Here is a 23076-nt window from a genome sequence, read left to right on the forward strand (position 1 = left end):
ATGGAAGGAATGTAGAAATCCGTCGTCTTTGAGTAAAGCGACCCTGAGGCATATCATTCATGACACCCGATCACGAATGAAGACATGGCACTCGACGGAAGACTTCTCTCCAACGTAGGCGTGCTCGCCGCCGTCGTCGAAGGCGGCAGCTTCGCGAGTGCGGCCCACGCGCTGGGCCTCACGCCCTCGGGCGTGAGCCGCGCCATCGCACGGCTCGAGTCGCGCATCGGCGTGCGGCTGTTCGACCGCACGACGCGCTCGCTCAGCCTCACGGACGAAGGCCGGCTGCTCTACGCCAACGTCAATCCGCTGGTGCTCGGCATCGAGGATGCGGTGACCATCGCCGCCGGCGCTTCCGGCGCGGTGCGCGGGCGGCTGCGCGTGAACACCGATGCCTTCACCTCGCGCCTGCTGCTCGCGCCGCACCTCCCGCGCTTCCTCGACCTGTACCCCGAGCTGTCGCTCGAACTCGTGGCACGCGACCAGCTCGGCGACCTGGTGGCCGAGGGCTTCGACATCGCCGTGCGTTTCGGCGAGCCGCCGACCTCGTCGCTCGTCGCACGCAAGCTCATGGACACGCGCATCGTCACCGTCGCCACACCGGGCTACCTGAAGCGGCACGGGCGTCCCGCGAAGCCGGCGGACCTCGCCGGCCACGCGTGCCTGCAGGTGCGCAATCCCGTCACGGGACAGCCCTACGCATGGGAGTTCCAGCGCGGCCGCAAGCTCATCAAGGTGCCCACCACGGGGCGCCTGCTGCTGACCGATGCGGGCACCATCCTCGCCACCGCACTCGCGGGCGTTGGCGTGGCGCAGATCAAGGCCGTGGGCATCCAGGCGCAGCTGGACAGCGGCGAATTCGTCGACCTGTTTCCCGACTGGCCCGACGAGCGCTTTCCGCTCTACGCGCTGTACCCGTCGCGACATCTGCCGGCGGCAAAGGTGCGGGCTTTCATCGACTTCGTGATGGCGGCCATAGCCCCCGAAGCGAAGCCGAAAGCCTCACGCTGACGGGCTGCTTTCAGGTCCGAAATCGGCCAGCGCCGAAGGGGGCAGGCACGCAAGATCGGCTTTTCAACTGAGCTTCATCGCATGTCTTCCGCCCTTCCCCGCTCCTTTCAGAATCTCGCGTGGTCCAACCTCGCGGCCCAGTCCGCCGAGCAACTGAGCCTGGCCGCCGTGCCGTTGGTCGCGGTGCTGATGCTCGGCGCCGGGCCGGGTGAGATCGGCTTTCTCGCAGCGGTCCAGACCTTGCCTTTCCTGCTGGTCTCGATGCCGCTCGGGCTGCTGGCCGATCGCATGTCGCGCCAGCGGCTGATGGTGTGGGCCGAGGGGTTGCGCGCGGTGTCGCTGGTGGTGCTCCTTGGCATGGTGATCGCGGCGAAGTTCAGCATCGCGTGGCTGGCGGTGCTCGGGTTCCTGGGGGCTGTGGGCACGGTGGGGTTCAGCGTCGCGGCGCCGGCGCTGGTGCCGTCGCTCGTGCCGCGCGAAGCGCTGGCATTGGCCAACGGAAGACTGGAGCTCGCACGCAGCGCGGCGTTCACCGCAGGGCCCGCACTTGCCGGTGCGCTGGTTGCGTGGGCTGGCGCGTCGGCGGCGTTCGTGCTGGCGGCAGTGCTGTCCGTCGCGGCCGTGGCGTTGCTGCTGCGGCTGACCGAAGCGCCCCGCCCCTCTGCCGCGTCGCGCCATCCGTTGCTCGAAGTGAAGGACGGTGCCCGCTTCGTCTGGCAGCACGAGTTGCTTCGGCCGATGGCGATCACAGGCGCGGTCTTCAACATCTCGTGGTTCGTGCTGCAAGCCGGGTACGTGCCCTATGCGGTGCGGGTGCTCGGGCTCGGTGCGGAGGCAGTGGGCCTCACGCTGGCGATGTACGGCGCCGGGATGGTGGTGGGTGCGCTGCTGACGTCGCGCGTCGTGGCACGCCTGCGGTTCGGGCGCGCCATCCAGGTCGGCCCCGCGGTGGCGGTCATCGCAGCGGGCGTGATGGCGGCCACGCTCGTCTTTCCCCTGGCATCGCTGACTGCGCTGTCGTTCTTTCTCTTCGGCGCGGGCCCGATGGTCTGGGTCATCACATCGACCACGCTGCGGCAAAGCGTCGTGCCCTCGACGATGCTGGGCCGCGTGTCGGCGGTGTTCTTGACGATCAACTCCGGCGCCCGGCCCATCGGCGCCGCGCTGGGCGGCGTCGTGGGCGCCGCGTGGGGCGAGCCGGCCTGCCTGCTGCTCGCGCTCGCCGGCTTCGCGTTGCAGGCAGTGATCATCTTCGCGTCGCGCGTCACGGCGCTGCACCGGTTGCCGATGGCTGCGGCCTGAACAGCCGCACCGCGACGCGAAGCAGGTCCAAACCCGAGCACGCGACGCGGGTTTGCCGCCGCCGACTTGCGGCGCGCAGGCCGATGTGGTCCGCTCCCTCTTGCCGCCCACCATCGAGGCTGCGGCGATCGAGGAAGGCTTCGGCATCCTCGCTGCAGCCCTTCCATCCCGAGACACTCCTAATGCCATTGAAGCTCAAAGACCCGACCCTGCTGCGCCAGCAGGCCTACATTGCTGGCGCCTGGGTGAATGCCGACGACGGCTCGACCGTGGCAGTCACCAACCCCGCCAACGGCGAGCAGATCGGCACCGTGCCCATGTGCGGCACCGACGAAACCGTGCGCGCCATCGCCGCCGCCGAGAAGGCGCAGAAAGCCTGGGCCAAGGTGCCCGCCAAGGAGCGCTCGGCCATCCTGCGCAAGCTCAACGACCTGATGCTCGCCAACGTGGACGACCTCGCGCTCATCATGACCACCGAGCAGGGCAAGCCGATGGCCGAGAGCAAGGGCGAGATCGCCTATGCCGCCTCGTTCATCGAATGGTTCGCGGAAGAAGCGCGCCGCGTCTACGGCGACACCATTCCCGCACCGCAGGCCGACCGCCGCATCCTCGCGCTGAAGCAACCCGTGGGCGTTACCGCCGCGATCACGCCATGGAACTTCCCGACGGCCATGCTCACGCGCAAGGCCGGTCCCGCGCTCGCGGCCGGCTGCGCGATGGTGGTCAAGCCCGCCACGCAGACGCCGTTCTCCGCGCTCGCCTTCGCCGAGCTGGCCGAACGCGCCGGCGTGCCCAAGGGCCTGCTGTCGGTGCTCACCGGCTCGGCCAGCAAGATCGGCGGCGAAATGACGCGCAGCCCCATCGTGCGCAAGCTCACCTTCACCGGCTCCACCGAGGTCGGCCGCACGCTGATGAAGCAGTCGGCCGACACCATCAAGAAGCTCTCGCTGGAGCTGGGCGGCAACGCGCCCTTCATCGTGTTCGACGATGCGGACATCGATGCCGCCGTCGAGGGTGCGATGGTCTCCAAGTACCGCAACACCGGCCAGACCTGCGTGTGCGCGAACCGCATCTACGTGCAGCGCGGCGTGCTCGAAGCCTTCACGCAGAAGCTGGTGGCCAAGGTCAATGCGCTCAAGGTCGGCGACGGCACCGAGCCCGGCGTGACGCAGGGCCCGCTGATCGATGCCAAGGCGGTCGAGAAGATCGAGGAGCACGTGGCCGATGCGCTGGCCAAGGGCGGCAAGGTGCTGGCGGGCGGCAAGCGCCACAAGCTCGGGGGCCTCTTCTACGAACCCACGGTGATCGGCGGCGCCACGGCCGACATGCTGTTCGCACGGGAGGAAACCTTCGGCCCGCTCGCGCCGATCTTCGCGTTCGATACCGAAGAAGAAGCCATCGCCGCCGCGAACGACACCGAGTTCGGCCTGGCCGCGTACTTCTATGCGCGCGACATCGGCCGCATCATGCGCGTGGCCGAGGCCCTGGAGTCGGGCATCGTGGGCGTGAACACCGGGCTGGTCTCCACGGCCGAGGCGCCCTTCGGCGGCGTGAAGCAATCGGGCCTCGGGCGCGAAGGCTCCAAGTACGGGCTCGACGACTTCCTCGAAGTGAAGTACGTGTGCCTCGCGGGGCTGGACAAGTAGCTCGCTAGAACAGCGACGCCATCCCGTTCGGGCGCGCGTCTTCGATGCCGAGCATGCGCAGCTTGGTCAACGCGCCGCCCCCTGCCGAGAAACCGCCGGGCTTGTTGCCCGCCGCGAGCACGCGGTGGCACGGCACCACGGGCGCGAAGGGGTTGTGGCCCATGGCCTGGCCCACCGCGCGCGACAGGCCCTTGTCGCCGAGCTCTTGCGCAATCTCGCCATAGGTGCGCGTCTGCCCCGGCGGAATGCTTCGCGCAATGGCGTAGATGCGCTGGTGAAACTCCGACACGCCGCGCATGTCGAGCACGATGTGGCGCAGGTCGTCGTGCACGCCCTGCAGCAGGCCCTGGATGGCGGCGATGGCGTGCTGCGCCATGTCGTCGGGCGCAACTTCCTGCAGGTCCGGAAAGCGATGCCGCATGCGCGCCCGCGTGGCGGCTTCGCCTTCGTCGGCAGGAAGTTGCACGCCGACCAGGCCGAGCGGCCCCCAGGCCAGCGCGCACATGCCGATGGTGGTGTCGAACAGCGCGAAGCCGGTGGTGTCGTCTCGTTCCGTCATACGGCCTCCTTGAGCGCATGCTGGCGCGACGCCAGCACTGCACCGAGCCATAGCGCGATCGCCGAGGCCACCAGCCCGCGCGCGAGGCCGCCCGGGCCGTCCGAAATCCAGCCCGTCACCGTCGGGCCGACGATCTGCCCGAGCGCGAAGACGATGGTGAACAGGCTGATGCCCTGCGCCCAGCGCGCCGGCGGCAGGTTGTGGCGCACCAGCGCGGTGGTCGAGGCCACCACGGACAGGAACACCCCGCCGAACACCACGCCCGAGACGAGTGCCACCGGCGCCGAAGGGCTCAGCACCGGCAGCAGCGTGGCCACGCCGAGCAGCCCGTTCAGCAGCGCCTGCGGCTGGCCGCCGCGGTAGCGGTCGAGCAGCCCGGCCCACAGGCGCGACGAGGCCACGCAGGCGATGCCCAGCAAGGCATAGAACAGGGTAACGAAGCCGGCGCTGGCGCCCTGCTCCCGCAGCAGCGCGATCACGAAGGTCATGTAGCCGATGTAGCCCATGCCGAAGAGCGCGTAGCCCGAAAGCGCCCAGCCGAACTGGCGCAACGCCGCGGGCTCGGCCGCCGACTGCATCGCGCTCGCGGCAACTGGTGTCGCCGCGGCGGATGGATCGGGCATCGCGCGTGCGGCCCAGCCCAGCAGGCAGGTCGCAGCGCCGCTCGCGAGCGCCAGCGCCCACCACGCCCAGGTCCACCCGTGCGGCACGTCCGACGCCCAGCGCAGAACCTGCGGCACGAGCAGCGCCGACAGCAGGATGCCGAAGCCGGTGCCGCCGTAGTAGATGCCCAGCAGCAGCCCGCCGCGCGCGGCCCCGCTTCGTGCATCCGCTTCGCCGAGCCGTGCGGCCAGCAAGCCGCCCGCCACGAACACCCAGGCGCTGGCCACGCCGGCCAGCAAGCGCTGCACGAGCAGGGCCGGCGCGTCGGTCACGAAGCCGCTGCCCGCCATGAACACGCTGGCCAGCACGGCACCGACGATCAGGAGCCGCGTCGCGCCGAAGCGCCGCATCAGCGCCGGCGTGACCAGCGCGCCGGCCAGGTAGCCGACCGCATTGGCGGTGTTCATGCCGCCGGCCAGCGCGTAGCTCCAGCCGAGGTCGGCGCGCATCGGCGGCAGCAGCAATGCGTAGGCGAAACGGGTGATGCCGAGCGACACGGCCGCGCCCATCGACAGCGCGAACGCAAGACGCAGCGTGGGCTGCGCGGGCGCGGTGGAAGAAGTGAAGGCGGTAGACATCGGATCGGGTGGCTTGCCCATTCTGCTGCAGCCGCGCGATCCTGCCCCGCGGGCCAGCCGATTTACCGTGTGACCAGTTCCGGCTTCGCCAGATGCCGCGCCAGCAGCACCGCCACATGCACCGCCTCGCGCTGCGCCCCGTCGCCGATCTGGTGGCGGCAGCTCGTCCCATCGGCCACCACGACCGCATCGGGCTTCGCGCGGATGGCCGGCAGCAGGCTCGCCTCGGCCATCTGCATCGAGACCTCGAAATGGCTTGCCTCGTAGCCGAAGCTGCCGGCCATGCCGCAGCAGGAGCTTTCAATCAGCTCGGGCTCGGCGCCGGGGATGAGCTTGAGCACATCCATGATCGGGCTCACCGCGCCGAAGGCCTTCTGGTGGCAATGGCCGTGCAGGAGGATCGGCGTCGCAGACGGTTTCAGCGCCAGCTCGAAACGGCCCGCCTTGATCTCGCGGGCGATGAATTCCTCGAACAGCAGCGCCTGCTTCGCCACCGTCTGGGCCTTGTCGCCGAAGCCCATCACCAGCGTCTCGTCGCGCAGCGTGAGCAGGCACGAGGGCTCCAGACCCACGATGGGAATGCCCGCATGTGCGAGCGGCAGCAGCGCATCGATGAGCGCCTCGGCGCGCACCTTCGCCTCGTCCACCATGCCGCTCGCGAGGAACGTGCGGCCGCAGCAATGATGGCCGCCGCTCTTCTCGACCGTGTGCAGCACGTAGCCAGCGGCCTCGAGCACGCGCGCGGCCGCGAAGGCGTTCTCGCTCTCGAAGGTGCCGTTGAAGGTATCGACGAAGAGCACCGCCACCTTGCCGCCGCGCGCCGCCACCGACAGTGCCGAGGCCCGGTCGGCGAACAGCCCGGGCTCGTTGCCCTTCGCGCGCCAGAAGGTGTCGCTGCGCCATTCGGGCAACGAACGTTTCGCCGAAAAGCCCAGCAGCTTCTCGCCGAGCCACGCCGCACCGGGCACGGTGTTGCGCAGGTTCAAGAGCCACGGCATGCGGCTCGCCTTATGCGCGTAGTCGGGCATGTAGGCAACGAGCTTGTCCTTGAGCGTATGGCCTTGGCGCTTCTTGTAGTGATCGAGAAACTCGATCTTCATCTTCGCCATGTCCACGCCTGTGGGGCAGTCGCGCTTGCAGCCCTTGCAGCCGACGCACAGGTCCATGGTCTCGTGCATGGCTTCGCTGGTGAAAGCGTCGGCGCCGAGCTGGCCCGAGAGCGCGAGGCGCAGCGTGTTGGCGCGGCCGCGCGTCAGGTGCTGTTCGTCGCGCGTCACGCGGTAACTGGGACACATCGTGCCGGCGTCGAACTTGCGGCAATGGCCGTTGTTGTTGCACATCTCCACGGCCTTGGCGAGGCCGCCGGTGCTGTCGCCGCCGGTGCCGGGCGCGGTCGTCACCTCGGTCACCGGGTCGGCGTTGACGTTCCAGGCCGACCAGTCGAGCACCGGCTTGAGCTCGATGCGGCGATAGGGCTTGGGCGCCGTGGGCGGCGCGAAGCGGAACAGCGAGCCATCGTCCATGCGCGGCGGGTCGATGATCTTGCCGGGGTTGAAGAGGTCGATCGGGTCGAGCTTCTTCTTGATCGCGCGGAAGGCCTCGTTGATGGCCGGGCCGAACTGCCATTCGATCCACTCGCCGCGGCAGAGGCCATCGCCATGCTCGCCGCTGAACGCGCCCTTGTACTTGCGCACCAGCGCGCTGGCCTCTTCGGCGATGGCGCGCATCTTGGCGGCGCCATCGGCCCGCATGTCGAGGATCGGCCGCACATGCAGCGTGCCCACCGAGGCATGCGCGTACCAGGTGCCGCGGCTGCCGTATTTGGCGAACACCTCGGTCAGCGCGTCGGTGTATTCGGCCAGGTGCTCTAGCGGCACGGCGCAGTCCTCGATGAAGCTCACCGGCTTGCCGTCGCCCTTCAGGCTCATCATGATGTTCAGGCCCGCCTTGCGCACTTCCCACAGGTTCTTCTGGCGCGCGTCGTCGGGCATCTCGACCACGCTGCCCGGAAGGCCCAGGTCGCCCATCAATTCGACGAGCTGCTTCAGTTGCGGCAGCAGCGCGCCCTTGTCGGCGCCGGAGAACTCCACCAGCAGGATGGCTGCGGGCTTGCCGATCAGCGCGGTCTCCACAGTCGGCTTGAACGCCGGGTTCGCCAGGCTCAGCTCGATCATCGTGCGATCGACCAGCTCCACCGCCGTCGGCCCGAGCTTCACGATGTGCTGCGCCGCATCCATGGCCGCATGGAAGGTCGGGAAGTTCACGATGCCCAGCACCTTCGCCCGCGGCAGCGGCGCGAGCTTGAGCTTCAGGCTCCTGGTGTACGCGAGCGTGCCTTCCGAACCGATGAGCAGGTGCGCCAGGTTCACGCTGCCATCGGCGGTGTACGGCTTCTCGCTCTGGTTGTCGAAGATGTCGAGGTTGTAGCCGGCCACGCGGCGCATCACCTTGGGCCAGTGCTCGGCCATCGCATCGCGGTGCTGGCGCGCGAGGCCGCGCACGAACTGCGCGATGCCCGCCCCGCGCACGCCCATCGTGCCCACCGGGCCGAACTCCACCAGCTCGCCGCTCGAGAGCCATGCGTTCGCGCCCAGCACGTTGTGCACCATGTTCCCGTAGGCGATGGAGCGCGAGCCACAGGAGTTGTTGCCCGCCATGCCGCCCAGCGTGGCCTGCGCACTGGTCGACACATCGACCGGATACCAGAGCCCGAGCGGCTTGAGTTTCGCGTTCAGGTGATCGAGCACGAGGCCGGGCTCGACGGTCGCCGTGCCCTCCTCCACGTTCACGTCGAGCACGCGGCGAAAGTGCTTGCTGTTGTCGATGACCAGCGCTGCGCCCGTGGTCTGCCCGCACTGGCTCGTGCCGCCGCCGCGCGCGAGCACCGGCACCTTCAGGTCGCGTGCGATGTCGATGGCGGTTGCGATGTCGCGTTCGTTCGTCGGCACGAAGGCGCCGACCGGCGTGATCTGGTAGATCGACGCATCGGTGGCGTAGCGCCCGCGCGAGCCGTCGTCGAACAGCACCTCGCCCTGCGTCTCGGCGCGCAGCCTGCGCGCGAGCAACTCGCAGGTGTCGTTGGGCGGAAGAACGGTTCCGGCTGGCTGCATGTGGCTGGCGGGATCGATGCGCATGGTGGAGTCAGCTCGCTTTGTTGGCTTGGGGATAGATCTCGCCGGCGCGCAGCAGCTCCAGCACGGTGTCGCGCTTGCGCAGCACGTGCGCGATGAGCACCTTGCGCATGGCCTGCGCGTCGCGCGCGGCCAGCGCCTGGATCATCTGCTCGTGCTCGTCGACCGCGTGCTTCCACTTGGTCTCGTTCTGGTTGGTGCGAAAGCGCAGCGACTGCACGCGCGCGTTGATCGAGCGATAGGTGCCCGACAGCACCGGGTTGCCCGCCGCCTCGTTGATGGCCGTGTGGATGCGCGCGTTCAGCCGGTAGTAGCCCGAGAGATCGCGCCGCGAAAAGCAGGCCAGCATTTCGTAGTGCAGCGCGCGCACCTCGGCCAGTGCTTCGTCGGTGATGCGCTTGGCAGCGAGCTCGCCCGACATGCCCTCCAGCATCGCGAGCACCTCGAAGGTGTCGAGCACGTCGGCCTCCGTGAGCTTCACCGCCGCTGCGCCGCGGTTGGGCAAGAGGTCGACCAGCCCCTCGGCAGCAAGCAGCTTGATGGCCTCCCGCAGCGGCGTGCGCGAGACGCGCAATTGCAGGCACAGCTCGCGCTCGTTGAGCTTGGCGCCGGGGGCGATGTGGCCCTCCACCAGCATGGTGCGAAGGCGCGCGGCCACCTGGTCATGCAGCGCGAGCCTGGAGATCTCGATGATTTCAGCAGTCATGGGTTTTCCCTTTGAATGCATTTTGAATGCAAAAAATAGGCGCTACAACCCCGCTGTTTAAGGGTAAACCATCAATCAAAAAAGCATTTTGAATGCAAAACTGAAAGCGAAAGGACAGTCCATGCTGCAACTCGACATCCATCCCACCGGCCGCCATTTCCTCCAGATTCCCGGCCCGAGCCCGGTGCCCGACCGCATCCTGCGGGCCATGAGCCTGCCCACCATCGACCACCGCGGGCCGGAATTCGGCACGCTTGGCCTGAAGGTGCTCGGCGGCATCAAGCAGATCTTCAAGACCAGGCATCCGGTCGCGATCTACCCCGCTTCCGGCACTGGCGCCTGGGAGGCCGCGCTCGCCAACACGCTGAGCCCGGGCGATCACGTGCTGATGTACGAGACCGGCCACTTCGCCTCGCTCTGGCAGAAGATGGCTACGCGCCTGGGCCTGTCGACCGAGTTCCTCGCGCTCGGCGGCACCGACGAGCATTTGCCGAATGCGCCGAGCTGGCGCCGCGGCGTGCAGGCCGAGCTGATCGAGGCGCGCCTGCGCAAGGACACCGAGAAAAAGATCAAGGCCGTGTGCGTGGTGCACAACGAGACCTCCACCGGCGTCACCTCCGACATCGCTTCCGTGCGCAAGGCCATCGATGCGGCCGGCCACCCCGCCCTCCTGATGGTCGACAGCATCTCGGGCCTCGCGAGCGCCGATTTCCGGCACGACGAATGGGGTGTGGACGTCACCATCAGCGGCTCGCAGAAGGGCCTGATGCTGCCGCCCGGCATCAGCTTCAACGCACTCTCGCCGCGAGCGATCGAAGTTTCCAAGACCGCCAAGCTCCCGCGCGCCTTCTGGGCCTGGGACGAGATCGTCGAGATGAACAAGGACGGCTACTGGCCCTACACGCCCAATACCAACCTGCTGTATGGCCTCTCGGAATCGCTGGACATGATCCTCGGCGAGGGCCTGGACAACGTGTTCGCACGCCACCAGCGCTGGGGTGCCGGCGTGCGCGCCGCGGTCAACGCCTGGGGCCTGCCGATCCAGTGCGCGGACCCGGCCGTGTACTCGCCCGTGCTCACCGGCGTGATCACGCCCGAGGGCGTCGATGCCGACGCATTGCGCCGCCTGATCCACCAGCGCTTCGACCTTTCGCTCGGCACGGGCCTGGGCAAACTCAAGGGCCGCATGTTCCGCATGGGGCACCTGGGCGACAGCAACGACCTGACCCTCGTGGCCATGGTCGCGGGCGTCGAGATGGGCATGAAGCTCTCGGGCATCAAGCTCGCGGGCAGCGGCGTGCAGGCGGCGATGGACTATTTCGCCAACCACGCGGCAGCGCCCGTCGGCCTGCAGAAGGCCGCCTAGGCACAAGACACACCGGCCGCAACGCGTCGCTCGAACGACGCGGCGGCCACCACCTTGCCGGCCTTCGGGCCGGCACGCATCGGACCCCCAACACCACGGAGACAAAGATGATGCAAAGACGTTCCCTCATTCAAGCCGCGGGCGCCGCGGCCGCCACGCTGGGCGTGCCCCGGCTCTTCGCGCAGGAGTGGCCTTCGGGGCCCGTGCGCATCGTGGTGGGCTTTCCGCCTGGCGGCGGCACCGATGCGCTCGCCCGCGTGGTCGCGCAGAAGCTCACGATCATGTGGGGCCAGCAGGTCATCGTGGAGAACAAGGGCGGCGTCGCGGGCGTCCTCGCGGCCGACTACGTGGGCCAGCAGCCCGCCGACGGCAGCACGCTGCTGATGGCGCACATCAACAGCCACGCGCTCGCGCCCAGCCTGCAGCCCAAGCTGCGCTACAACGTGGAGCGCGACTTCGTGCCGATCGTGCTGGTGGGCGTCACGCCCAACCTGCTGATCGCGAACCCGGGACAGAAGGCGCTGAGCGTGAAAGACATCGTCGCTGCCTGCAAGGCCGCGCCCGGCACGATCAGTTTCGGCTCGGCCGGTGCGGGCTCCGCGCAGCATCTGGCGCTGGAGATGTTCAAGCTGCAGGGCGGCGTCGATGCGCTGCACGTGCCCTACAAGGGCAGCGGCCCGTTGCTGGCCGACCTGATGGGCGGGCAGATCCAGTACAGCTTCGAGACGATGACCGCCGCCACGCCGCATGTGAAGAACGGCCGCGTGATCGCCGTCGCCCAGACGCGCACCAAGCGCGCCAAAGGCCACCCGAACGTGCCGACGATGCAAGAGCAAGGCTTCGCGGGCTTCGAGGCCACCACCTGGTACGGCCTTGCGGGCCCGGGCAAGCTGCCGCCCGCGATCGCGCAGAAGGTGAACCGCGATGTGAACACGGTGCTTGCGATGCCCGACGTGCAGGAGCGCCTGGACACCTACGGCGCGGAAGACGGCGGCGGCTCGCAGGACAAGTTCAAGCAGTTCATCAGCACCGAAATCGCCAAGTGGGCGAAGGTGGTGAAGGACGGCAACGTGCACGTGGAAAGCTGAGTGAGCCGTTGCGCAACTGACAGAATCGCAGGATGAACCCATCCATCACCGCCCTCGCCGACGCCCTGATCGCCGCACGCCGCGGTAACCGCACCCTCGACGCAGCGCCCTGGCTCGACGCGTTGCAGGACGCCGCCCAAGCCTACGAAGTGCAGGACGCCGTGGCCGCGGCGCTCGACTGGTTCGGTGACGACGGCGCCGTGCCCGGCCACTGGAAATCCGGTGGCGGCTCGCGCAGCGTGACGCTCACGCATGCGCCGCTGCCGCCGTCGGGCGTGCGCCAGAGCCCGGCGAATTTCGACGACCTCGTGTTCCACACGCCCGGCATCGAATCCGAGATCGCGTTGCGGCTCGGCCAGGACGTGACGCCCGAACAAGCCGCGAAGCTCGACCACGACACCGCGGTTTCGCGCATCGACGCGATGGCCGTCTCCATCGAGATCGTCGATTCGCGCTGGCAAGACCTGGCCTCCACACCCGCCCTGCTGCGCCTGGCCGACTCGCAAGTCCACGGCGCGCTCGTGCTCGGCGAATGGCAGCCCTACAGGGCCATCGACTGGGCTTCGCAGCGCTGCGAAACGCGCATCGGCGACGGTGAGGTCGTCGTGCGCGAAGGCACCCATCCGCTGGCCGATCCGGCGTGGCTGCTGCCGACCTGGCTGCGCCACATCACGCGGCATGGCCGGACCGCACGCGCCGGCACGGTCGTGACGACCGGCTCCTGGGTCGGCGTGCTGCCCTGCCGCCGCGGCGATCAGGTGACGGCGGAATTCCCCGGCATCGGCGCGGTCAGCTTGCGCGTGTAACGCCCGTCTCCCACGCCCGAGCAGGCCACCAGGAAGTCGAGCACAGCCCGCACCCGCGCGGGCAGCGTGCCGGCCTTGCCGATGTACACCGCGTGGATCGGCTCGGCCTCGCCCGGGTTGAATTCCTCCAGCAGCGGCACCAGCCGCCCCGCATCGATGTCGTGCTGGATGTGATAAAGCGACAGCCGCGCCACGCCCGCGCCGGCAATGGCGAGTTGGCGCAGCGTCTCGCCATCGCTCGCGCGCACCGGGCCCGCCACCGGGATCGCGATCGTCCGGCCATCGACGCGCAGCGGCCAGTCGGGCACGTTGCGGCGGTAGGTCCATCCGAGCCGGTTGTGCGCCTCCAGCTCCTGCGGCGTGTGCGGCGTGCCGTATTTCGCCAGGTAGCCGGGCGAGGCAACGATGGCCTGGCTCGTCTCGCCCAGGCGCCGCGCGACCAGGTCGGACGCCGGCAGCTGGCCCCAGCGGATCGCGATGTCCGCGCGCTCGTCCATCAGGTCGACGATGCGGTCGGTCAGCGCAATGTCGAGCGTGATCTGCGGATGCATCTCGAGCAGGCGCGGCACCAGCGGCACCAGCTTGTGATGCCCGAACGACACGCTCGCATTGATGCTCACCCGCCCGCGGGGCGCCGCACCGGCGGCGGCGCAGCGCTCGGCCTCGTCCATGTCGGCCAGCACGCGGGTGCTGCGCTCGTAGAAGTGCAGCCCCTCGGGCGTGAGCTGCAGCTTGCGGGTGGAACGGTGCACCAGCTGGATGCCCAGCCGCAGTTCGAGACGCGCCACCAGCTTGCTGATGGCCGAGGGCGTCATGTCCAGGAGGCGCGCCGCCGCGGAGAAGCCGCCGGATTCGACCACCTGCACGAAGGCTTCCATTTCGCCGGAGCGATTGACGTCGAGGCGTGGCATCGGGCTTTCTGTCTGTGATTTCAAATCACAAGTGTGTTTACTGGCGGCATTCTATTCACAGACCTCGAATGTCCTCACAGTACAGGGCATCATGCCAATCGCTCTACTCGCCCTCACCGCCGGTGCCTTCGGGATCGGCACCACCGAGTTCGTCATCATGGGCCTGCTGATGCAGGTGTCGACGGACCTTCATGTCTCCATCACGATGGCCGGCCTCCTGATCTCGGGCTACGCGCTCGGCGTCGCGGTCGGCGCGCCCGTGCTCACCATCGCGACGCGCAAGCTCCCGCGCAAGACGGTGCTGCTCGCGCTGATGGCGATCTTCACGCTCGGCAACCTGGCCTGCGCGCTCGCGCCCAACTACGAGATGCTGATGGCCGCGCGCGTGGTCACCTCGCTCGCGCACGGCACCTTCTTCGGCGTGGGCTCGGTGGTGGCCACCGGCCTGGTGGCGCCCGAGCGCCGTGCCTCGGCCATCGCGATCATGTTCACCGGGCTGACCGCCGCCACGCTGCTCGGCGTGCCGGCCGGCGCATGGCTGGGCCTGCAGTTCGGCTGGCGCTCGGCGTTCTGGGCGGTGACGTTGATCGGCATGCTCGCGTTCATCGTGCTTGCCGTTTTCGTGCCCCGCGTGAAGGGCGAGGCCAAGCCCGCGCCGCTGCGCGAAGAACTGGCCGTGCTGGCCCGCCCGCAGGTGCTGCTGGGCCTGGCGATGACGGTGCTCGGCTTTGCCGGCGTGTTCGTGGTGTTCACCTACATCCAGCCGCTGCTGACGCAGATCACAGGCCTTTCGGAATCCGCCGTTTCGCCGATCCTGCTGGTGTTCGGCGGCGGCCTGGCCGTCGGGAACATCCTCGGCGGCAAGCTGGCCGACCGCGCGCCGATGGCCGCCGTGCTCGGCACGCTGGTGGCGCTGGCCGTGGTGCTCGGCGCGATGCAGTTCACCATCGGCACGCCGTTCACCGCAGTGGTCTTCGTCGGCCTGCTCGGCGTGGCCTCGTTCGCCACCGTGGCGCCGATGCAGTTGCGGGTGCTGGAGAAGGCCTCGGGCGCCGGCCAGAACCTGGCTTCGAGCCTCAACATCGCCGCCTTCAACCTCGGCAACGCCCTGGGCGCCTGGGTCGGCGGCGTGGTGATCGACCACGGCCCGGGCCTGCGCGCACTCGGCTGGGTGGCGGCGCTCCTCACGCTCGTGGGCCTGGCGATCGCGCTCTGGAGCCGCTCGCTCGACCGGCGCGAAACCGCTCGCCCGTTGGCCGATTGCGCTTCGGCGCAGGCCTGATTCCCTCGGCTACTTCGGGGCCAGTCGGCGCGCGAAGAAAGAAAGGATCTCGTCGCGCGCCGCGATCGTCGGCTGGCCCGCCTCGTCGATGAGGTGGGCCGTCACCACGCTGTGCGGGCTCGCGACCACCTGCTCGAAGAACGAAGGCAGCGACTGCCGGTTGGCCGCGCTGTCGGGCAGAACCCGCGCGACGAAGCGGCTGCCGAGCGCTTCGGAATAGGCGGCGAAGCGCTGGGCCGTGCAGAACCTGTCCCCCTCGAAGCGGTAGGCCATCACGGTCAGGTCTTCGCGGTCGAGGCGTTGCTTCACCGCGGAGATTTCCTCCGGCGAGATCTCGATGCCGGCCGGGTTGTCCAGCGGCAATGCGGGCTGCGACAGCACCGGCGCCAGCACCGAAGGCTCCAGCATCATCGTGAGCGCGAAGTTGCCGGTGAAGCACATCCCGATGGCGCCGACACCCGGCCCGCCGCACTCCTTGTGCGCGAGCCTCGCAAGCGAACGCAGCCACTGCGTCACCGGGCTCGACCTGTTGCCCGCAAAGGCGCGGAACTCGGCGCTCACGCAGGCATGCTGGAGGACGGCTTTGCCCTCCTGTGCATCCGCCACCGCGCCGTCGCGACCGAACAGAGAGGGCATGTACACGGCGAACCCGGCATCGCGCACCCAGCGTGCAAAACGCGCGACGTGCGGGCTGATGCCTGGCATCTCGGTCATGACGATCACGGCCGGCCCGGCACCTGCGACATAGACCTTCTTCGTGGCGTCGTCCAGGGTGATCTCGCGCCGCTCGAAGTCTTCGAGCGGATCGGCTTCATTCAGGTTGCGGGTCGTCTGCATCGTGGCTCCTGCGGGTCGTCATGTGGGTCGGAGCGGCTATTACACGTGGCCCGGCGCTAGACTGGCAGTGTCCATTCAGACGTTTATCAAGCGGTTTCAGCCATGCGAGATTTCACCGTCCTCGTGCTTCCCAGGGCCTTCGCCACCAGCGTCTCCATCACGCTGGACGTGCTGGAGGCCGCTGCCGCGCTGGCACCTTCGCTGAAGATGCCCCGCCCGACGTGGCGCGTGGTGTCGCCCGATGGCGGCTTCGTGCCGCTGAGCAGCGGCCTGCAGATCGAGACCACCGCGGTCCCCGGCCGCTCGCGCGCCGATGCCTCCACATGGATCGTGCCCGGCCTGGGTGTGGACCGCCCCGCGGACCTGGCCGAGCGACTGGCCGACGACTGCGCCGCCCGCGCCATTGGCGCCGTGCGACGCCACGCCGCGCGCGGGGGCGCAGTGGCTGCCTCGTGTTCCGCCGTGTTCCTGCTGCAGGCCGCCGGTGTGCTGCAGGGCCGGCGCGCCACCACCACCTGGTGGCTAGCGCCGGAACTCCGGCGTGTCGAACCCCGCTGCAACGTCGATGCGCACCGCATGGTCTGCGCCGATGGCCCCGTCAGCACGGCCGGCGCGGCTTTCGCGCAGTCGGACCTCATGCTCCACCTGCTGCGCACGCGGTTCGGCGCGCCGCTGGCCGATGCCGTCGGCAAGGTGCTGCTGATCGACGGGCGCGAGGCGCAGGCGCCGTTCGTCGTGCCCTCGATGATGGCCAACGGCAGCGAGCTGATCCGACGGCTCACGCAGCGCATCGAGTCGTCGCTGCCGCGGCCACCGAGCGTGACGGCTCTCGCCGACGAGTTCGCGATGTCGCAGCGCACGCTGGCCCGCCACGTGCGCGCAGCAACCGGCCTCGGCCCGCTGGCCCTCGTGCAGAGCGTGCGCTTGTCCAGGGCGCGGATGTTGATCGAGACGAGCCGGATGACGATCGATCAGGTGGCCACGCAGGTCGGCTACGAAGACGCGACAGCCTTGAGGCGCCTCATGCGAAAGGCCGCGGGCGCCACGCCGAGCAAGTTCCGCGCGAACCTTCAGGCGGCTTAGATTCCGGGCGCGCTGCGTTTGCGAAAACGCTGTTCCTGACAGAATCCGACCCATCGAAAGAGCTGCCGTGACGAACGCCCCCATCTCCATCCGGCCCGCGCGCACCGCGGATGCGCACGCCCTCGCCGCCCTGTCGATCCAGGTCTGGCTCGCTACCTACACCGAGGGCGTGAGCGACTTGTTCGCGCGTCATGTGCTGTCGGAGTTCACGCCCGAGAAATTCCTATCGCTGCTGAATGCGTCCGATGTCGTGCTGCACATTGCCGAGGTCGATGAGCGCCTCGTCGGCTACTCGCTTGTGCGCTCCGGCGTACCGCAGCCCCTGGTGCCCGAAGCCGATTCGGAGCTCTGCACGCTGTATGTGCAGGAGCCGTTCACTCGGTGCGGCGTGGGGTCCACGCTGCTGCAAACGGCGAGTGAAAGCCACGACCGCCTTTGGCTCCTGGTCAACGTGCAGAACCTGCGCGCCTGCCGCTTCTATGAAAAGCACGGTTTCGTGGTTCGCGGAAGCACCGACTTCGTCCTTGGCGAAGGCCGGCACCGAAACCATGTCCTCGCAAGGCCGCAGCGCGGCTAGCGGGGCTGGATCATCCGCGCGCTCGCAGTCGACCGCGCAAGCATCCGCCCTTGCGCATCACTCAGATGCGCCTCGAGGAACGAGATGGTCTTGCCGAGCTGCACCACCCTGCCCTCGCCGTACAAGACTCCAGGCGAAGCGGCCGCCAGAAGCGACACGTTGAGATCGATCGTTGCCGAGAACGAGCCCGCGCCGTTCATGAGCCACAGCGCCGGGCCCATCGTGTCGTCGAGCATCGCGCCGAGGATGCCGCCCTGCACCGACCCGGCCGGGTTCAGAAAGGCATCGGTCGCGACGAAGCTCATGCGGACCCAGCCCTTGGCCGTGTCGAATTCGATGATGCGCTGGCCGAACAAACGCGCGGTTGCGGAACTGGGAAAACGCTGCATCAACGGGTCCGACGTCATCACGATCCTTCGCTCCGCAAGGCGGGTCGGAACATCCTAGGCGGCTGCTCCTGACAGCGTGGTGTCAGGAGGCGCCTGCGCTCAGGGCTCCCCGAGCACGCCGAAGTCGCTGTCGCCCTGCTGCACCGCATTCACGAGTTGCACCCGGTTGCGCGCAGCGAAGCGGCGGCGCAGCTGGCGCATGTGGTAGTCCACCGTATGCGCCGACAGGTCCAGGCGGTTGGCGATTTCCTTGTCGCTGCGGCCCTGCAGTAGGTGCTGCAGGATGTCTTGCTGGGTCGCCGAGATCTCGATGCGACCCGTGCCCGGCGCGCCGACGATGCGCGTGTGGCGCGAGACGTACTCGTGCACGCTCAGGCCCAGGATCAAGCCCTGCCCGATCACGCTGTCGGTGATCCAGTGGCTGCCGGGCCTGCGCGACAGCAGGCTGATCACCGTGTGCTGGTTCACATGCGTGGGCGAGGCCAGCCGAAACAGAAGCCCGCTGCGGATATCGCTGGCGTGCAGGTCGGAGAGAAAACGCTGCCGCAGCCCGCTGGGGTCTTCGGGCGCCTCTGCCGCAAGCGCTTCGAGCTGGGCCACGTCCCACGCCAGCGGCAGGCTCGATGCGGGCACGCCCTGCTGGCGCAGGTCCGCGCCGCAGTAGTTCTGCGCGAAGTAGCGCCGCGTCCATTCGGGGTTCGCATACGCGGTGAAGAAGCTCAGGGGCCACCATCGGCCGCGCATGTATGCCACCGCCCCGTAGCCCAGCCAGTCGAAGTCGAGCGTGTGCAGCATGCCGCGCACCAGCTCCGCGCGCGCTTCGATGCCGGGTGCTTCGAGCAGGTCGCCGACGATGCTGGGCACGCCGCCGGCATGGCGGTCGACGCCGGGCGGCAGGTAGAGATGCTCCTCCGAATAGAACTGCGGCGCCGGACAACCCGGTGGCAGCTGGGTGTCCGCGCCCGGCGGCGGGACTGGTTCGGAATCATTGGTCTTCTGCAGCGAAGCCGCCGCGACGCGTTGCAACATGGTCGACAGGATCATGGAATGCCCGATAGGTGTTCCGCATGCACCGGCCGGTGCCGCAGGCTTGCAGGCAAATTACCAAAGCGCAACCCCGGCGCCTTGTAGATTCTTAGCTTCGCGCGCATTCGAGCCGCAGTGCGCACGCACGGCAACGCCATGGGAGGCGACCTTGCTCGACAACTGAATACCTTCGCCTGAACCATGCGCGCAGGTCATCAGGTCATGCAGGATCTAACCTTCCCACGGGGCGGTGGCGCTGGCATGCTGCTTGCACCCCGGCCCCGACACCTGAAGTCTTTCTTCAACCCGTCTTTCGATGGACCTCCTTGCCTCCCGCTATTGGCGAGACGTTGACCTCGCAGGTCTTCAATTCACTGCCAACCGCTTCCTGCACCGCGAGATGCGACCGCACCGGCACGTGGGCTTCACGCTTTCGGTGTCCGATGTCGAGCTGCGCGTGCGAACCGGCAACCGCGTCACCGTCGTGCCGCCGGGCACGCTGCTGCGCATTGCGCCGCATGTCTGGCATTCGGTGCAGGCGCGCACGGCACCATGGCGCGAAGAGGCCCTGTACTGCAGCTTCGACGTGGCCCGCTGCATCAGCCCCCTGCTCGGCGAGACACGGATCGCGCGCGTGGAAGACGACACGGGCGTCTCGGTGTTTCTCGACGCGGCGGCGGGACTCGAATTCCTCGAATGCCACCGGCTGCTCTACGAACCCACGAGCACCGGCAACCGGGAGGACATCGCCGCGGGCCGCGACCTGCTGCGCCGGCGCCTTGTGCAATGGATTCCACCGCTGGCGCCGGCCACGGTGCGGGCGCCCGAGATCGGCGACGAGCGCCTGGACCGGCTCTACGAACTCATCGCGTCGGGCTTTCACCAGCGCATGACCCTCGACAGCCTTGCCGAAGCAGTCGGCTGGCATCCGGTGCATGTGCACAGGCGGTTCCGGGCCGCATGGGGTTTCACGCCGCACGAGATGCTGGTGGGCCATCGCATCGAGTACGCACGCGACCTCATCGCCGGCGGCGCGCGCGTGACCTATGCGGCGCACGCGGCGGGCTTCGCGGACCAGAGCCATCTGCACAAGACCTTTCTCAGCACCTATGCGGTGCTGCCCGGCGACTACCGGAGGCTTGCCGCGCTCGATGCATTGCAGCCGCCTTCGGCCAGGAACGGCATCGTCGGCTAGCGTTGCCACGGCCGGCCGCCGAAGGCCCTCAGGCCACGCCCGCTGAAGCCGGCTCGCGCCGCGGCCCGTCGAAGGGGCCGGGCGCAAGGATGACGGGGCTGCCCGTCTGGTTCGCGTCGGACCAATCCTTGACCTGCTTTTCCCAGTCCTTGCCGAGCACGCCGGGACCGGCGTCTTCCATGTTCCTGAAGTAGTCCTGCAGCGACTTGGTGTTGGTCTCGATCTCCGAGGGCTTGGCGAGCTCCTAGATCACGAAGCCGGTGATCGTGAGTCCCAGCCCGACGATGAAGAACGGACCGGCCGCGGCGCCGCCCAGCAACCCGACCCCGTGGTGGTGGACCTGATCGTGGCGACCGTGCTGCTCGCGCTGGGCATGTCGATGATTTCGCCCACCACCATCTCGCGGCCAATCAAGCTGTTGCTGTTCGTGATGCTGGATGGCTGGACGCGGCTCGTTCACGGGCTTGTGCTGTCGTACCGCTGAGCTCGTCGACGAGCCGATCGACAGCGGCTTCGGCCTTTCGCATCGACTGCGCGAGCTGCTCGCCGCCGAATTCGTCGCACTCCACCGCCGCCTCGTGCACGTCGGTGATGCCGATGTAGCCGAACACCGAGCGCACCGTGTCTTCCGTGTGATTCAGGTGCGCGATGCGACCGCCCTTGTCGTAGCCGTGGTCGCCGCGCGCGCCGAGCAGCACCATGCGCTTGCCGGCGTCCGCGAGCATCGGCCAGTAAGGCACCGCGCCGCGCGCGCGGTCGAAACCGAAGGTGCGGCCCACACGCACGACGTTGTCGATGTAGGCCTTGAACTGGGCCGGCACGCTGAAGTTGTACATCGGCAGTCCCACCACGATCAGGTCGGCGGCGACGAGTTGGTCGACAAGGCGATCGCTTTCGGCGAGCACGCCGGCCATCCAGGGCTCGCGATCGGCCGGTGCGGTGAAGGCGGCGTGGATCCATCGGCTGTCGACGTAGGCGGGCGGGTGCTGGCCGACGTCGAGGTAGTCGATGCGGTCTTCGGGCCGCGCCTGGCGCCAGCGCTCGATGAAACGCGAAGAGAGCCGCCGCGTGTGCGAGCCGTGAGGGTCGGTTCCCGAGATGCCCGGGCGGGCGCTCGCGTCGATGTGAAGCAGGTTGAGGGTCATGTCGTTCGCTCCGTGAATGGATGAGTTGATGTACGCTGTGTCGCGCTGTCGAAGTGACCGCACAGGCCCTGAATCTATGGACACGCCCGGGCCTTCACAAACGATCATTTTTCCGCTTATGCAAGAGATTGGCTCACCCGTACGATCGTCACGACGCCTGCCTCCCCTGCTCTCGCTGCGGGCCTTCGAGGCTGCGGCCGCGCACCTGAGCTTCCAGCGCGCGGCGGCCGAGCTTTCGGTCACGCCCTCGGCCATCAGCCACCAGGTGCGCGCGCTCGAAGACTCGCTGGGGCAGCCGCTGTTTCGGCGGCTCACGCGGCAGCTCGCGCTGACGCCTGCGGGCCAGCGGCTCTTCGACGACCTGCGAATGGGCTTCGATGCGCTCGAAGCCGGTGTGGAAAGGCTGCGTCGGCCTGCGGCGTCTCAGTCGGTCACGCTCACCACCAACACGGCGTTCGCGGCCCGCTGGGTGCTGCCGCGCATGGCGGCCTTCCGCGCGGCCTGCCCCGGCATCGATCTGCGGCTGCACGCCGGCGACACGGTGGTCGACCTGGCACGCGGCGATGCGGACATCGCGGTGCGATCGGGCAGCGGCAACTGGCCCGGGCTCGTGGTCAGCGAACTGATGCCCGAGCGCTATGCGCCGTTATGCAGCCCGATGCTGGGCCTGCGCCGCAAGGGCGATCTGCCGAAGCACCAGTTGATCCACTGCGACTGGCAGCCGCAGGCGTTGGCGCCGGCGCTGTGGTCACGCTGGTTTCGAGAGGCGGGCATCGCGCAGCCGCGCGGCCGCTCTGCGAAGGCGGCAGGCCTGTCGTTCTCCGACGAGACACACGCGATGCTCGCCGCGCTGGCGGGGCATGGCATCGCGCTCCTGAGCCTCACGCTGGCGGCCGAAGAGCTGCGCAGCGGCGCGCTGGTGCAGCCCTTCGGGCCGGCGCTCGATACCGGGAGCTACTTTCTCGCGACCGCGAACGGGCGGGAGCACGAGCCCGCGATACGGGCGGTGTGGCAGTGGATCGAATCGCAGGCCGCTGCCGGCTGATCGCGGCGGATCACGCCAGCGGTTCGGTGATCTCGCGAAGCGCCATGCGCTTGTAGGCCTCCACCAGCGCCGCGCCTTCGTCCCGCTCGACCGCAATGGCCAGGCGGATCGTCGCCTCGCCCATCTCCCAGATCAGGAAGGCGGCCTGCTCGATGCGCTTGACGTCGGCGCGGGCGCGCACCCTGTGCACCTTGAACATCGCGTCGGCCAGCATCTGTCCGCACGCGCGGCTCTCAGCAACCTGCAAGGTCAGCAGTTGCCGGTCGGCCTGCATGCCGCTCCAGATGTCGCGCATGACGGGGCGCTCGTTGACGATCGTGTAGTACACGTCCACCAGCGCGGCGAAGGACGACTGCAGGCTCGCCAGATCGAACACGTCTTTCAGGCCGTCGCGGATGCACTCGCGGCTGTGCGCATTGATGCGCTCGGCCAGCATGCGGATTAGCGCGGCCTTCTCGGGAAAGTATTGGTAGAGCGAGCCGATCGAGATGCCGGCCGATGCGGCGACCTCGCTCATCTTGAGCTGGTCGCTCCCGCCTCGCACGATCAGTTCGGCGGCCGCTTCGAGGATGCGCTCGACGCGCGCCTTGCTGCGCTCCTGGATGGGGCTCTTCCTCGCTGAAGGCGCCTCGGCGACGGCCACTTGCAATGGCAAAGGTGTGCTGCGGGTCATGGCCTCATCCAGGGGTTGACATCCAAAATGTGAGTAACTATCATTTTTTACGTGAGC

At 68.5% G+C, this 23076-nt stretch carries 22 protein-coding genes and 1 pseudogene; 12 read left to right on the top strand and 11 right to left on the bottom strand.

From position 1 onward, the window contains the following. Positions 1–84: 84 nt before the first annotated feature. The 3 genes from RT97_RS25370 to RT97_RS25380 all read left to right on the top strand — a co-directional run bounded on the left by RT97_RS25370 (position 85) and on the right by RT97_RS25380 (position 3959). Positions 85–1011, top strand: a complete 927-nt coding sequence (locus RT97_RS25370) for a LysR family transcriptional regulator (protein WP_042581617.1) — start codon at positions 85–87, stop codon at positions 1009–1011. An 81-nt stretch (positions 1012–1092) separates the two neighbouring features. Beyond that, the gene (locus RT97_RS25375; protein WP_042581618.1) at positions 1093–2313 is read left to right on the top strand and encodes an MFS transporter; all 1221 of its coding nucleotides are present in this window, start codon (positions 1093–1095) and stop codon (positions 2311–2313) included. A gap of 182 nt (positions 2314–2495) precedes the next feature. Then, entirely contained in the window at positions 2496–3959 is a 1464-nt protein-coding gene (locus RT97_RS25380; RefSeq protein WP_042581619.1) for an NAD-dependent succinate-semialdehyde dehydrogenase, read from the top strand. 4 nt (positions 3960–3963) lie between these two features. On the opposite strand, the gene RT97_RS25385 is transcribed toward RT97_RS25380, so the two are convergent. The 4 genes from RT97_RS25385 to RT97_RS25400 form a co-directional block, all read right to left on the bottom strand. Then, positions 3964–4518: a methylated-DNA--[protein]-cysteine S-methyltransferase gene (locus RT97_RS25385; protein ID WP_042581620.1), complete on the bottom strand. Its 555-nt coding sequence runs from the start codon at positions 4516–4518 to the stop codon at positions 3964–3966. Beyond that, the gene (locus RT97_RS25390) at positions 4515–5759 is read right to left on the bottom strand and encodes a YbfB/YjiJ family MFS transporter (protein ID WP_042581667.1); all 1245 of its coding nucleotides are present in this window, start codon (positions 5757–5759) and stop codon (positions 4515–4517) included. Before RT97_RS25390 ends, RT97_RS25385 begins: the two co-directional genes overlap by 4 nt. A gap of 62 nt (positions 5760–5821) precedes the next feature. Beyond that, on the bottom strand, positions 5822–8893 hold the full coding sequence (locus RT97_RS25395) for an FAD-binding and (Fe-S)-binding domain-containing protein (RefSeq protein ID WP_042581621.1): 3072 nt from the start codon (positions 8891–8893) through the stop codon (positions 5822–5824). Between the two features lie 7 nt (positions 8894–8900). Continuing rightward, positions 8901–9596 (bottom strand): GntR family transcriptional regulator, encoded by a 696-nt coding sequence (locus RT97_RS25400; RefSeq protein ID WP_042581622.1) that lies wholly within the window; start codon positions 9594–9596, stop codon positions 8901–8903. Positions 9597–9717: 121 nt separating this feature from the next. Between RT97_RS25400 and RT97_RS25405 the strand changes: the two genes are divergently transcribed. The 3 genes from RT97_RS25405 to RT97_RS25415 all read left to right on the top strand — a co-directional run bounded on the left by RT97_RS25405 (position 9718) and on the right by RT97_RS25415 (position 12856). After that, a complete protein-coding gene (locus tag RT97_RS25405; protein WP_042581623.1) occupies positions 9718–10962 on the top strand; it encodes a pyridoxal-phosphate-dependent aminotransferase family protein in 1245 nt (414 codons plus the stop codon). A 110-nt stretch (positions 10963–11072) separates the two neighbouring features. After that, positions 11073–12050, top strand: coding sequence for a Bug family tripartite tricarboxylate transporter substrate binding protein (locus RT97_RS25410; protein WP_042581668.1), 978 nt, complete (start codon positions 11073–11075; stop codon positions 12048–12050). Positions 12051–12082: 32 nt separating this feature from the next. Beyond that, complete coding sequence (locus tag RT97_RS25415; RefSeq protein ID WP_042581624.1) at positions 12083–12856, top strand: 2-keto-4-pentenoate hydratase; 774 nt, start codon at positions 12083–12085, stop codon at positions 12854–12856. On the opposite strand, the gene RT97_RS25420 is transcribed toward RT97_RS25415, so the two are convergent. Further along, entirely contained in the window at positions 12805–13767 is a 963-nt protein-coding gene (locus tag RT97_RS25420) for a LysR substrate-binding domain-containing protein (protein WP_042581625.1), read from the bottom strand. The genes RT97_RS25415 and RT97_RS25420 overlap by 52 nt on opposite strands. 91 nt (positions 13768–13858) lie before the next feature. Between RT97_RS25420 and RT97_RS25425 the strand changes: the two genes are divergently transcribed. Beyond that, the gene (locus tag RT97_RS25425) at positions 13859–15049 is read left to right on the top strand and encodes an MFS transporter (RefSeq protein WP_042581626.1); all 1191 of its coding nucleotides are present in this window, start codon (positions 13859–13861) and stop codon (positions 15047–15049) included. 9 nt (positions 15050–15058) lie between these two features. On the opposite strand, the gene RT97_RS25430 is transcribed toward RT97_RS25425, so the two are convergent. Further along, positions 15059–15886, bottom strand: coding sequence for a dienelactone hydrolase family protein (locus RT97_RS25430; protein ID WP_042581627.1), 828 nt, complete (start codon positions 15884–15886; stop codon positions 15059–15061). Between the two features lie 102 nt (positions 15887–15988). Between RT97_RS25430 and RT97_RS25435 the strand changes: the two genes are divergently transcribed. Together RT97_RS25435 and RT97_RS25440 are read left to right on the top strand one after the other, a co-directional pair. Further along, complete coding sequence (locus RT97_RS25435; protein WP_042581628.1) at positions 15989–16969, top strand: GlxA family transcriptional regulator; 981 nt, start codon at positions 15989–15991, stop codon at positions 16967–16969. Positions 16970–17036: 67 nt separating this feature from the next. Next, positions 17037–17546 carry a GNAT family N-acetyltransferase gene (locus RT97_RS25440; RefSeq protein WP_155403886.1) on the top strand — a complete coding sequence of 170 codons (510 nt, stop codon included), beginning with the start codon at positions 17037–17039 and terminating at the stop codon, positions 17544–17546. Here RT97_RS25440 and RT97_RS25445 read toward each other — a convergent pair. Both RT97_RS25445 and RT97_RS25450 read right to left on the bottom strand, forming a co-directional pair. After that, on the bottom strand, positions 17543–17953 hold the full coding sequence (locus RT97_RS25445) for a PaaI family thioesterase (RefSeq protein ID WP_052810749.1): 411 nt from the start codon (positions 17951–17953) through the stop codon (positions 17543–17545). The genes RT97_RS25440 and RT97_RS25445 overlap by 4 nt on opposite strands. 81 nt (positions 17954–18034) lie before the next feature. Further along, positions 18035–18979 carry a helix-turn-helix transcriptional regulator gene (locus RT97_RS25450; protein ID WP_052810750.1) on the bottom strand — a complete coding sequence of 315 codons (945 nt, stop codon included), beginning with the start codon at positions 18977–18979 and terminating at the stop codon, positions 18035–18037. Between the two features lie 298 nt (positions 18980–19277). On the opposite strand from RT97_RS25450, the gene RT97_RS32180 reads away from it, so the two are divergent. Next, positions 19278–20156, top strand: coding sequence for a helix-turn-helix domain-containing protein (locus RT97_RS32180; RefSeq protein WP_080898429.1), 879 nt, complete (start codon positions 19278–19280; stop codon positions 20154–20156). A gap of 28 nt (positions 20157–20184) precedes the next feature. Here RT97_RS32180 and RT97_RS33210 read toward each other — a convergent pair whose 3' ends face one another. Further along, positions 20185–20337: a hypothetical protein gene (locus RT97_RS33210; RefSeq protein WP_155403887.1), complete on the bottom strand. Its 153-nt coding sequence runs from the start codon at positions 20335–20337 to the stop codon at positions 20185–20187. A gap of 147 nt (positions 20338–20484) precedes the next feature. Between RT97_RS33210 and RT97_RS32670 the strand changes: the two are divergent. Continuing rightward, a pseudogene (locus RT97_RS32670) lies at positions 20485–20640 on the top strand (EscR/YscR/HrcR family type III secretion system export apparatus protein); the annotation flags it as partial. Here the strand turns inward: RT97_RS32670 and RT97_RS25460 are convergent. Next, a complete protein-coding gene (locus RT97_RS25460) occupies positions 20567–21301 on the bottom strand; it encodes an FMN-dependent NADH-azoreductase (protein ID WP_042581630.1) in 735 nt (244 codons plus the stop codon). The pseudogene RT97_RS32670 and the gene RT97_RS25460 overlap by 74 nt on opposite strands. Positions 21302–21419: 118 nt before the next feature. Between RT97_RS25460 and RT97_RS25465 the strand changes: the two genes are divergently transcribed. Then, positions 21420–22346 (top strand): LysR substrate-binding domain-containing protein, encoded by a 927-nt coding sequence (locus tag RT97_RS25465; RefSeq protein WP_042581631.1) that lies wholly within the window; start codon positions 21420–21422, stop codon positions 22344–22346. A gap of 10 nt (positions 22347–22356) precedes the next feature. Here RT97_RS25465 and RT97_RS25470 read toward each other — a convergent pair whose 3' ends face one another. Beyond that, complete coding sequence (locus tag RT97_RS25470) at positions 22357–23019, bottom strand: TetR/AcrR family transcriptional regulator (protein ID WP_042581632.1); 663 nt, start codon at positions 23017–23019, stop codon at positions 22357–22359. Positions 23020–23076: the final 57 nt, after the last annotated feature.

The sequence above is a fragment of the Variovorax paradoxus genome (assembly GCF_000834655.1).
Lineage (GTDB): Bacteria > Pseudomonadota > Gammaproteobacteria > Burkholderiales > Burkholderiaceae_C > Variovorax > Variovorax paradoxus_F.